This is a genomic window from Pseudonocardia sp. (genome assembly GCF_025965585.1).
In the GTDB taxonomy this organism is placed as follows: Bacteria; Actinomycetota; Actinomycetes; order Mycobacteriales; family Pseudonocardiaceae; genus Pseudonocardia.
The window spans coordinates 1-10412 of sequence record NZ_JAOPWR010000170.1; the positions used below are offsets into that span (position 1 = coordinate 1).

The 10412-nt window shown below is 72.3% G+C and carries 10 protein-coding genes and 1 pseudogene; 8 read left to right on the forward strand and 3 right to left on the reverse strand.

Annotation, left to right across the window (positions count from 1 at the left end; all coding sequences use genetic code 11):
- Positions 1–290: pseudogene (locus JWR81_RS10640) on the forward strand (hypothetical protein); the annotation flags it as partial.
- Positions 291–344: 54 nt separating this feature from the next.
- On the opposite strand, the gene JWR81_RS10645 reads toward JWR81_RS10640, so the two are convergent.
- On the reverse strand, positions 345–1532 hold the full coding sequence (locus JWR81_RS10645) for an acyl-CoA dehydrogenase family protein (protein WP_297650026.1): 1188 nt from the start codon (positions 1530–1532) through the stop codon (positions 345–347).
- 377 nt (positions 1533–1909) lie between these two features.
- Here JWR81_RS10645 and JWR81_RS10650 point away from each other — a divergent pair, with 377 nt between their 5' ends.
- From JWR81_RS10650 to JWR81_RS10675, 6 genes are all read left to right on the forward strand, one after another.
- On the forward strand, positions 1910–2608 hold the full coding sequence (locus JWR81_RS10650; protein ID WP_297650028.1) for a TetR/AcrR family transcriptional regulator: 699 nt from the start codon (positions 1910–1912) through the stop codon (positions 2606–2608).
- Between the two features lie 199 nt (positions 2609–2807).
- Positions 2808–3002, forward strand: coding sequence for a ferredoxin (locus JWR81_RS10655; RefSeq protein ID WP_297650030.1), 195 nt, complete (start codon positions 2808–2810; stop codon positions 3000–3002).
- Complete coding sequence (locus JWR81_RS10660) at positions 2999–4225, forward strand: FAD-dependent oxidoreductase (protein WP_297650032.1); 1227 nt, start codon at positions 2999–3001, stop codon at positions 4223–4225. The genes JWR81_RS10655 and JWR81_RS10660 overlap by 4 nt, the downstream gene beginning before the upstream one ends.
- A complete protein-coding gene (locus JWR81_RS10665; RefSeq protein ID WP_297650034.1) occupies positions 4222–5112 on the forward strand; it encodes an NAD(P)-binding domain-containing protein in 891 nt (296 codons plus the stop codon). The genes JWR81_RS10660 and JWR81_RS10665 overlap by 4 nt, the downstream gene beginning before the upstream one ends.
- Entirely contained in the window at positions 5109–5513 is a 405-nt protein-coding gene (locus JWR81_RS10670; protein WP_297650036.1) for a carboxymuconolactone decarboxylase family protein, read from the forward strand. Before JWR81_RS10665 ends, JWR81_RS10670 begins: the two co-directional genes overlap by 4 nt.
- Positions 5510–6718 (forward strand): cytochrome P450, encoded by a 1209-nt coding sequence (locus JWR81_RS10675; RefSeq protein WP_297650038.1) that lies wholly within the window; start codon positions 5510–5512, stop codon positions 6716–6718. Before JWR81_RS10670 ends, JWR81_RS10675 begins: the two co-directional genes overlap by 4 nt.
- 79 nt (positions 6719–6797) lie before the next feature.
- On the opposite strand, the gene JWR81_RS10680 is transcribed toward JWR81_RS10675, so the two are convergent.
- Positions 6798–7421 carry a TetR family transcriptional regulator gene (locus JWR81_RS10680; protein ID WP_297650040.1) on the reverse strand — a complete coding sequence of 208 codons (624 nt, stop codon included), beginning with the start codon at positions 7419–7421 and terminating at the stop codon, positions 6798–6800.
- Between the two features lie 88 nt (positions 7422–7509).
- Here JWR81_RS10680 and JWR81_RS10685 point away from each other — a divergent pair, with 88 nt between their 5' ends.
- Positions 7510–9558 carry a fatty acid desaturase gene (locus JWR81_RS10685; protein ID WP_367278770.1) on the forward strand — a complete coding sequence of 683 codons (2049 nt, stop codon included), beginning with the start codon at positions 7510–7512 and terminating at the stop codon, positions 9556–9558.
- Positions 9559–9919: 361 nt separating this feature from the next.
- On the opposite strand, the gene JWR81_RS10690 is transcribed toward JWR81_RS10685, so the two are convergent.
- Positions 9920–10312 carry a hypothetical protein gene (locus JWR81_RS10690; protein ID WP_297650042.1) on the reverse strand — a complete coding sequence of 131 codons (393 nt, stop codon included), beginning with the start codon at positions 10310–10312 and terminating at the stop codon, positions 9920–9922.
- Between the last annotated feature and the right edge of the window lie 100 nt (positions 10313–10412).

Consider the following 10412-nt stretch of genomic DNA (forward strand, 5'->3'; position numbering starts at 1 on the left):
GACTCGCCGAGCATCCGGCGGTGGCCCGGACGAAGGTCGTCGGCATCACCGTCGACGGCGAGACGCGTGCGGTGGCGTTCGTCGAGCCCGTGCCGGGCGACGACCCCGACCCGGCCGAGCTGCGGGCATGGTGCGCGGCGACGCTGGCGAAGTTCAAGGTCCCCGAGACCGTGCACCTGATCCCCGAGATGCCGACCACCGTCGGCACGAACGGCTCGAAGATCCGGGCCGTCGCGCTCCGCGAGCTGGCGGAGCAGCTGGCGACCCGTCCTCCGGAGGCCGAGCAGTGAGAGAGACGTCCCATGCGGATGTCGTGATCTGCAACGATTCTTCGTCCCTGGAGGTCAGGTACGGGAGCCCATCCGTCCGAGGAGGGCATCAGAGATGATCTTCATCTGGATCTCGGAGGTTCCCTCGAAGATCTTGGTCAGTCGAGCGTCGCGCCAGTAGCGCTCGGCCGGGAAGTCGGTGGTGTAGCCGGCGCCGCCGTGGATCTGCAGGCCCTCGCTGGTGACGCGCTCGGCCATCTCCGAGGCGAACAGCTTCACCATCGACGCCTGCACCGGACTGGGCCGACCGGCGTCGACCTCCGTGCACACCTGGTACATCAGGGCGCGTGCCGCCTCGACCTGCGTGGCCATGTCGGCGATCTTGAAGCGGATGGCCTGGTTGGCCCCGATCGGCCGGCCGAACTGGACGCGCTCGCCCGCGTAGGCGATCGAGTCCTCCAGCGCCCCACGGGCGAGCCCGATCGCGCGGGCCGCGGTGTGGATGCGGGCGGTGTCCAGGTCGCCCATCGCGATCCGGAACCCCTTGCCGAGCTCGCCGACGACCTCGTCGGCGTAGGCGTCCTCGAAGGAGAGCTCCCAGGTCTTCCAGCCGTGGTAGCCGATCTTCCGCACCGGGTTGCCGCTCACCCCGGGTGGCAGGGTCCCGCGATCCTTCGGCATGAGGAAGCAGGTCACGCCTCGCGACCGATGAGCCGGGTCGGCGGCCTCGGTCCGGGCGAACACCTGCAGGTAGTCCGAGCCGTCGGCGAACGTGCACCACATCTTCTGCCCGTTGAGCCGCCACCCGTCACCGTCCTGGGTGGCGCGGCAGCTCATGTTGGCGACGTCCGAGCCGGCCTCGGCCTCCGACAGCGCGAAAGCGCTCAGGAACTCCCCGCGGGCCATCGCCGGCAGGTAGCGCTCCCGCTGATCCGCGTTGAACCCGGCCGTGAACTGCTGACCACGGGCGATGAGGCTGGCAACGCTCATCCAGGCCCGCGCCAGCTCCTCGACGATGATCGCGTACTCGGACAGCCCGAGCCCCAGCCCGCCGTACTCCTCCGGGATCAGGATTCCGAAGAAGCCGAGCTCCGCCATCTTCGCGCGCAGCGCCATCGGGATCTCGCCGCTGACGGGGTCGAGCTCGTTGGCGACCGGCAGGACCTCCTTCATCGCGAAGCCGCGCGCCATGGCCTGGATCGCGAGCCGGTCCTCGGTGAGGAAGGGAACCGGGTGGGCCTCCGTCGTCGGTGCCGCAACCATCACCACTCCTGTGCCTGTGAACGACGCACCGTGCCGCCATACGTGCGGACAACCCTCCTGCATCAGTGGAGGCCGGGCAAGGACATGGTGGTGCGTGGCATGGGATCGCGGTGCCCGGCGACAAGGCGGCACGCGCTCGCCGCCGTGCTCACGACCGCCCGAACCGTCGGTGAACGACTCGTGCACGGCATGACCGTCGCACTCGGACGACGCGGCGGTCGGTGGTCCGAGCGGGCGCCGTTCCGGCCACCCGGTCCTGACGCCGCGGCACGCGGGCGATCCGGGGTCGAACCACTGCCCGATCCATCCAGCGCGGGCGTGTCTGCGCCCCTGACAGGCGGGTGTGTCATTGTCGGACGCGACGAGGGGTGATTGTCGTGTCGGTAGCAGGGACAGGGCGGCAGCGCAGTCGCCGGGGGCAGGGTGAGCAACTGCGCGAGGAGGTGCTCGCGGCGGTCAACCGGTTGCTGGCCGAGTGGGGCAGCGACGAGAAGCTGACGATGCGGGCGGTGGCGAAGGAGGTCGGGGTCGCCGCGCCCAGCATCTACCTGCACTTCGCCGACAAGGCCGAGCTGGTCTGGGCGGCACTGGCGGACAAGTACGCGCAGCTCGCCGACCAGATGCACCGTGCCGACGAGGCCGCGGTGGCCGGTGGCCCACGGGCGAGGTTGCGCGCCCAGGTACTCGCCTACTGCCGGTTCGCCCTGGACAACCCGGGGCACTACCGGTTGATGTACGAGGTGAGTCAGCCGGCGGTCGACCCGGAGCGGGTCGGCCGGCACCCGTCGCGACTGGTGTCGCGGAGTTTCCGGCAGGCCGTCGCCCGCTGTGCGGATGCGGGGCACACACTCGCGCTGCCGTGGCACCAGGCCGTGCACACGCTGTGGACCGGGCTGCACGGCATCGTGTCCCTGCAGCACAGTCTGTCGCTCACGTCCTCGCCCGCCATGGTCGAAGGTCTCGCCGACGGCCTGCTCGACGTGATCGTGTCGGCCGAGCCGGACGGCGGCACGCAGCCGGCACAGACCGAGGTCGATCGGCTCATCGCCGCGACGGTCGCTGACGACACCGACTGAGATCCGGCTGAGCCCGCCCCGGCGGGTGTGCCGGTTCCCGGCCCCGCTGTGGGTCGTCTCATACCCGTCCGTGTTTGGCCTCAAGGGCTCGTCGGGTCTAGCCTCGCTACTGAGTGAACTTAGTTAGGTTAAGTCGCTCGGAACATCTGTGAGGCGCTGACCAGTGGGTTCGGCGCCGGCAAGCGATGCTGGAGGACTCGTGCACATCACCATCGACGAGGAACGTTGCTGCGGGGCCGGGCAGTGCGTCCTGGCGGCACCGGACGTGTTCGACCAGCGCGACGAGGACGGGGTCGTCGTCCTGCTGGACGCCGACCCGCCCGCCGCGCAGCACGCCGCGGCCCGTGACGCCGCGGCGATCTGCCCGGCCGCGGCGATCATGGTGCAGGAGTGACCGACCCGGGCGCGGTGGTCGTCGTCGGTGCCTCGGCAGCCGGGCTCTCGGTGGCCGAGACGCTGCGGCGGGACGGCTTCACCGGCCGGGTGACGGTGGTGGGGGAGGAGCCCGGCCTGCCCTACGACCGACCGCCCCTTTCCAAGCAGATCCTGTCCGGGGCCTGGCCCGCGGAGCGCGCCCGGCTGCGTGACGCGGACGCGATCGACGGGCTGCGGCTCGACCTGCGACCGGGGACCCGGGCGGTGGGAGTGGACGCGAGCAAGCGGGTGGTCACCTTCGCCGACGGCGCCGGTGTCTCCTACCACGACCTCGTCATCGCGACCGGAGTGCGGCCGCGCCGGTTGCCCGACGCCGTGGACGTGGACGGGGTGTACGTGCTGCGCACCCTGGCCGACGCGCAGGCCCTACGCGCAGAGCTGTCCAACCGGCCGCGGCTCGTGGTGGTCGGGGCCGGGTTCCTCGGCGCGGAGGTCGCCGCCGTCGCCCGGGAGGCGGGGGCGGACGTCACCCTGGTGTCCGACCTCGCCGCCCCACTGGCCGACGTGCTCGGCGCCGAGCTCGCCGACCTCCTGCTCGACGTGCACCGTGAGCACGGCGTGCGGGTGGAGACCGGGGTCCGGGTCGCCGAGGTGCTCGCCGAGGACGGCCGGGCGCGCGGCGTCCGGCTCGCGGACGGCCGCACCCTGCCCGCCGACGCGGTGCTCGTCGCGATCGGCTCGGTCCCGAACGTCGACTGGCTCGCCGGCAGCGGGATCCCGGTGCGCGACGGGGTGCTCTGCGACGTGACCTGTCGTGCGGCGCCCGGTGTGTGGGCGGCCGGCGACGTCGCGTCCTGGCCGCATCCGGCCTTCGGGGAACGGATCCGCCTCGAGCACCGGACCAACGCCGCCGAGCAGGGCATTGCGGTGGCGCGCAACATCCTCGCGACCCGCGCCGGCACACCGGTGTCGGCGTTCGCGCCGGTGCCCTACATCTGGTCCGACCAGTACGACCTCACGATCCAGATCTACGGGCGGCCCCGCGGCGGCGACCAGGTGTGCGTCGTCGAGGGCGATCCCGCCGGCCGCGCTCTCGTCGCGCTCTACGGCCGCGACGGCGTCGTGCGCGCCGCGGTCGGCATCAACATGCCGCGCCCGCTGCGTGCCGCCCGCGCGCTCGTCGCCGCCGCGGCGCCCTGGGACACCGCGGTCGCCACCACTCTTCGAGGAGTCTCCGCATGAGCACAGCAACCCAACCGGACACCGCGCAGGCCGCGGACCGGCCCACATCCCGGGCCGGGGTGATCGGGCTCGGCATGATCGGCGGCGGTGTCGCCGTCAGCCTCGCCCGCCGCGGCCGGGTCCCGGCGGTGTTCGACATCCGCCCGGACGCCGCCGACGGCCTGGCCGGCGTGCCGGCGCCGCTGGGCTCGCCTGCCGACGTGGCGCGTGCCAGCGACGTCGTGCTGGTCGCCGTCGTCGATGCCGAGCAGGCCCGCACGGTGCTGACCGGCGACGACGGCGTTCTTGCCGGCGCGCACCCCGGCCTCGTCGTCGTGCTGCTGAGCACCGTCGCCGTGCCCGTCGTGCACGAGCTCGCCGAGCTGTGCGCGCGGTACGACGTCGCGCTGCTCGACTGCGGCGTGACCCCGGGCGACAAGGCCGCCGAGAACGGCATGGTCGCCATCCTGGGCGGTGACCCCGCCGTGGTCGAGCGGGCGAGGCCGGTACTCGCCGACTTCGCCAAGGAGGTCGTGCACTGCGGCCCGCTCGGCGCCGGGATGGCCACCAAGATCGCCCGCAACGTCATCACCTACGGCTGCTGGCGGGCGGTGCAGGAGGCCGCCGAGCTCGCGAGCGCGGCAGGCGTCGACCCGGCCACGCTCGTCACCGTCATCGACACCGCAGACCCCGATGGCGCCACGCTGCTGTCCTGGCTACGGATGCGGATCGGCGGCGCCGAGGCCCACCGCGCCCTCGTGCCGCAGGTCGTCCGGTTGCAGGACAAGGACCTCGCCGCCGCCCAGGACCTCGCCGAGCATCTCGGCGTCGAGCTGCCGCTGGTCGGCGTCGCCCGCGCGCACGGCGAGCAGACCCTGGCGATCCCCGCGACAGAAGGTGTCCGATGAGCGCGAACGAGGCCGACCTGGAACGCGGCCGGGAGATGATGGACCGGGTCTACGGCCCGGGCTTCAGCGAGACGCTGCCCGCCGAGCGGGACCCGATGCTCGACGACACCGTCGGTCACCTCTTCGGCGAGATCTGGAACCGCCCCGGGCTGTCGGTCCGCGACCGGCGGCTGCTCGTCCTCGGCGCCACCGCGGCACTCGGCCGCACCGACCTCATCGAGATCCAGGTTCGCGGCGCCCTGGCCAACGACGAGCTCACGCCCGAGCAGCTTCGCGAGGCCGTCCTGCAACTGCACTACTACGTCGGCTGGGGCAACGGCACCCAGGTCCACCGCGGCGTCGAGGCCGCCATCGCCGCGACCCGGACCGACGCCCCCGCCGTACCCGAGGAGAACCGATGACCGAGCTGTCCACCATGCCCACCGTCCGCAGCAGCCTGCTCGACCCACCTGCCGAGTACGACAAGCTCCGCGAGGAGCAGCCGGTGACCCGGGTCCGGTTCCCCAACGGCAGCGCCGGCTGGCTGGTCACCCGCTTCGAGGAGGGCAGCGCGGTGTTCGCCGACCCCCGGATGAGCGCGCGGCGGCCCCGGCACGACACGCCGCCCGACGAGGGCTACGACCCGGAGAAGCCCGGCGGTGCACTGGACCCGGGGTTCGTGTTCATGGACGAGCCCGACCACGGCCGCTACCGGAAACTGCTCGCCGGCCGGTTCACCCCGAAGAGCGTGCGGACGACGCTGCAGCCCTACATCGACACGATCGTCGCCGAGCACCTCGACGCCATCGCCGCCGGGCCGCGGCCGGTCGACCTCATCGAGGCGCTCGCGCTGCCGATCCCGTGCCTGGTCATCTGCGAGCTGCTCGGCGTTCCCTACAGCGACCGGGACGGGTTCCACCACGCCACCGAGACCATGATGGACACCAGCCGGACCCAGGCCGAACGCGACAAGGGTGCGCGCTGGCTCATCGGCTACATCACCGACCTGGTGGCCGCCAAGCGCGCCGACCCCGAGTCCACCGGTCTGCTCGCCGATCTCGTCCGCACCGCCGACGACGAGGCCTCGTTCCTCACCGACCGCGACCTGGTCAACATCGGCGCGCTGCTGCTGTTCGCCGGTCACGACACGACCATGTCCATGATCGGGCTCTCCTCGCTGACCCTGCTGACCCACCCCGAGCAGCGCCGCCGGCTGGCCGAGGACCCGAGCCGGATCGGACCGGCGATCGAGGAGCTGCTGCGCTACCTGACCATCGTCCAGTTCGGACTCGGCCGGGTCGCCAAGGAGGACCTGGAGCTCGGTGGCCAGCAGATCGCCAAGGGCGACCTGGTGGTGGTCGCGATGCCCGCCGCGAACCGCGACCCCCGGGTCTTCACCGATCCCGACGCGCTCGACCTCGACCGCAAGACCGTCCGGCACCTGGCCTTCGGTTACGGCGTGCACCAGTGCCTGGGGCAGAACATCGCCCGCGCCGAGCTCATGACCATCCTCCCGGAGCTGCTGCGCCGCTTCCCCGACATGCGTCTCGCCGTCCCCGCCGAGGAGGTGCCGATGGACGTGCACGGCACCAACTACGGGGTCCGGAAGCTCATGGTCACCTGGTGAGGTGACGCGCGGACGCGCGCTCCCAGCAGGAGGACCTGAACCGGCGGGTCAGCGTCGTGCTGGTGTATCTGCAGAACCGTCAGCCGTGCGCGGGGCCGGCCAGCACGGCGTCGCAGATCCACCGCACCTGGCCGACCGCCTGGTCGACCGACCCGGTGGGCTGGACGAGGTGGCTCAAGGTCAGCCGCACGACGGCCTCGACGAGCGACGCGAGGGCGTCGCCGCCCGGTCCGGCACCGAGGGCGAGCGCCGGGTGCATCGCGCGGACCTGAGCCACGACGGCCGCGACGGCCCGCGCGAGCACCGGCTCCGGCCGGACGGCCACGAGCGGTAGGAGGTCGTCGGTGCTTCCGTGCGCGGTGGACACGACGGCTTTGATCAGCGGGTTGTCGGCGGCGGTCCGCAGGGCGTACTCGACCGCCGCGCCCAGGCCCGCGGCGAGGTCGCCGGGATGCGCGGCGAGCCGCTCGGACACCCCGTCGAGGAACCGGTCCGTCTCGCGGGCGATCATCGCCTCGGCGAGCACGTCCTTGGAGCCGATCTCGTTGTAGACGCTCTGCCTGCTCACGCCCACCCGCTCGGCCACCCGGGACATGGTCACGGCGTCCCAGCCGCGGTCACAGGTGATCTCCGTGGCGGCGTCGAGGAGCTGGTCGCGCAGCAGCGACCGCACCCGCGCATGAAAACCCGGTCGGGTACTCATGCGAGCACTGTACAGCTGGCGCACCACCGCCTCGTCTGTTTACAGTACGGCCTCAAATGTCAACGATGACGACAGCGAGGAGCCGCCTGTGACCGCGAGCCCGATCGGCCAGCGCACCCGGCCCTCGGACGGCCCGGTGCTCAGCGAGGCCGAGGCCCGGGCGGTGCGCCGTGGGGTGCCCGACCCCGGCATCCCGCTGCCCCGCGCCGCCGCACCGACGATCGCGCTGTTCGTCGGGTCGCTCGCCGTCTGGGTCGTCGCGACGTGGCTCGCGCTGGGCGGGCACGCCCCGTTCTGGGTGACCATCCCGCTGCACGCGGCGGTCACGTTCACGATGTTCACGGTGCTGCACGACGCCATCCACCACGCCGCCGGGCGGGCGAACTGGGTCAACGAGGTGTTCGGCCGTCTGTCGGTGCTCTTCGTGGCCTGCTACGCGAGCTTCGGCATGTTCCGGTTCATCCACATCGAGCACCACCGCAACACCAACGAGGACATCGACACCGACCCGGACGCGTGGACCACGCACGGCCCGGACTGGCAGCTGCCGCTGCGCTGGCTGAGCATCGACGGCCGCTACGCCGTGTTCTACCTGCGGCGGTTGCGGACCCGGCCGCGCGCGGAGCGCATCGAGACCGTGGTCACCGTGGGTCTCACGCTGCTGGTGTTCGGCGGGGCGATCGCCACCGGGCACGGGTGGGAGCTGGCCCTGATCTACCTGATCCCGCAGCGCATCGGGGTCGCCGTGCTGGCCTGGTGGTTCGACTGGATGCCCCACCACGGGCTGACCACCACGTCGCGGGAGAACCGGTTCGCGGCTACCCGTGTGCGGGTCGGCATGGAGTGGCTGCTGACGCCGGTCATGCTCTACCAGAACTACCACCTGGTGCATCACCTGCACCCCGCTATCCCGTTCTACCGCTACGTCAAGGCCTGGCAGCGCAACGAGGCCGTCTACCTGGACCGCGACGTCCCGATCACGACCGCGTTCGGGCGCGAGCTGACCACGTCGGAGTACCGGGCGTGGCGCCGGCTCACCGAGTCCTTCCACGCCGACGACGCGGCCGGCGGCCCCGCCGACTTCAACCCGCTGACCGTGGCCGAGGTCCGGCCGCTCACCCCGGACAGCGTCTCGATCACCTTCGACATCCCCGAGCACCTGCGCGCCCGGTTCCGCTTCACCCCGGGCCAGCACCTCACGCTGCGGTCCACCGTGGCCGGCACGGAGGTCCGCCGCACGTACTCGCTGTGCACCTCGGCCACGTCGGACGTGGTCCGCATCGCCGTCAAGCGCATCGAGGGCGGCGCGCTGTCCACGCACCTCACCCAGCGGCTCGCGCCGGGCGACGTGCTCGAGGTGCTGCCGCCGTCGGGCCGGTTCACCCTCGAGCCCGACGCCCGTACCGCCCGGCACCACGTCGGGATCGCGGCCGGCAGCGGGATCACGCCGATCATCTCCATGCTGTCCACCGCGCTGACGGTCAGCGAGGACAGCCGGTTCACCCTGCTCTACGGCAACCGCACGGCCGAGTCGACGATGTTCCGCGACGAGCTGGAGATGCTCGCCCGGCACTTCGAGGGCCGGCTGCGGATCGTGCACTTCCGGTCGGGCGAGGACGGCACCCCGCCGGGGACGGGCTTCGAGCGCGTCGTGCCGGGGCGGATCGACGCCGCCGGTCTCGCCGGGCTGCTCGGGGACGACCTCGCCCCGGCCGAGATCGACGGTTGGTTCGTCTGCGGGCCGCAGGCGCTGGTCGAGGACACCCGCGGGGTGCTCGGCCGGCACGGTGTGGCCCCCGAGGCCGTTCACGTCGAGCTGTTCCACGCGACCCCGGCGGTCGAGGGGCACACCGCCGGGGTCGAGAGCACCGTCATCGCGACGGTCGGCGGCCGGACGACCGCCGTGGACAGCGACGGGCGGGAGTCGGTGCTGGAAGCCGTGCTGCGGGCGGGCCTCGACGCCCCGTACGCGTGCATGGGCGGTGCCTGCGGGACCTGCCGCGCCAAGCTGGTGCGCGGCGGCGCGGAGATGGAGATCGACTACGCGCTGAGCCCGGACGAGGTCGCCGCGGGCTACGTCCTGACGTGCCAGTCCCGTCCCACCACGGAGCGGGTCGAGCTGGACTACGACGCATGAACCACCTGAGCCCGCGGTAGTCGAACCGCCGAGCACGTGACGGCGCCCGGCGCCGTCACGCCGGCATCCGTACCGGCGGGCGCGGCCGTGCCGCCAGACAGGGCGCGGTCCTGCTCTCCGCCACCTCCTGCGGGGTGCCGGCCGCGACCACCGGCCCGCCGTCGTCGCCCGCGCCGGGCCCGAGGTCGATCACCCGGTCCGCCCGACAACGGGGTTCGTGATCCGGAACGGCCGCCCGGTCAGGTCATAGCAGCCACCGGCGGCCGGCGCAACATCGACCGGTGCGGCAGCGAACCCGGTTCCATCCTCTCGCCGACGAATCCGGCGGTCATCGGAGCGGCGAGCGCGTTGGGAGACAGGTTCAGTCGAGCGCCGCGGTCAGCGCATCCTCGGCAGTGGGGAATCCGTTGAACTGCGCCATCAACTCGGCCGCCCACGCCGGCAGCAGCCCGGCCCGGGCGACCAACCCTGTCAGGTGTACGCCGACGTCGGCCAGATCGGCCGTGTACTGCGCCTGACGCAGCACCGACAGCCCCCCGGCGAAGTTGCGGACCCCGCTCAGATCGACGATCAGGTGCGCGCGTCGATCGATCGTCGCCGGCGTGTCGTGCACGGCCACGCAATGGTCGAGCTGCCCGTCGAGCAGCCGCGCCAGCCGGGGTGCGGTGCCCCGGTTGAGCTCCCCGCCGACCCGCACCACCACGACCCCGGCCACCGGTTCCTCGACCGCGAGAATCAACGATTCCACGAGCATCCACCGCCACCATCGTCCCGGTCCGGCCCCGACGTCGAACCTTCCGCTTGGTCGTATCACCGTGGTGGTGACCGTGCAACCGCCGACCGGTTCAGCTTCC

Coding starts and splice junctions, on each gene's coding strand:
- JWR81_RS10645 (WP_297650026.1), bottom strand. CDS start 1,532: ATGGTTGCGGCACCGACGACGGAGGCCCACCCGGTTCCCTTCCTCACC.
- JWR81_RS10665 (WP_297650034.1), top strand. CDS start 4,222: ATGAGCACAGCAACCCAACCGGACACCGCGCAGGCCGCGGACCGGCCC.
- JWR81_RS10670 (WP_297650036.1), top strand. CDS start 5,109: ATGAGCGCGAACGAGGCCGACCTGGAACGCGGCCGGGAGATGATGGAC.
- JWR81_RS10675 (WP_297650038.1), top strand. CDS start 5,510: ATGACCGAGCTGTCCACCATGCCCACCGTCCGCAGCAGCCTGCTCGAC.
- JWR81_RS10680 (WP_297650040.1), bottom strand. CDS start 7,421: ATGAGTACCCGACCGGGTTTTCATGCGCGGGTGCGGTCGCTGCTGCGC.
- JWR81_RS10690 (WP_297650042.1), bottom strand. CDS start 10,312: ATGCTCGTGGAATCGTTGATTCTCGCGGTCGAGGAACCGGTGGCCGGG.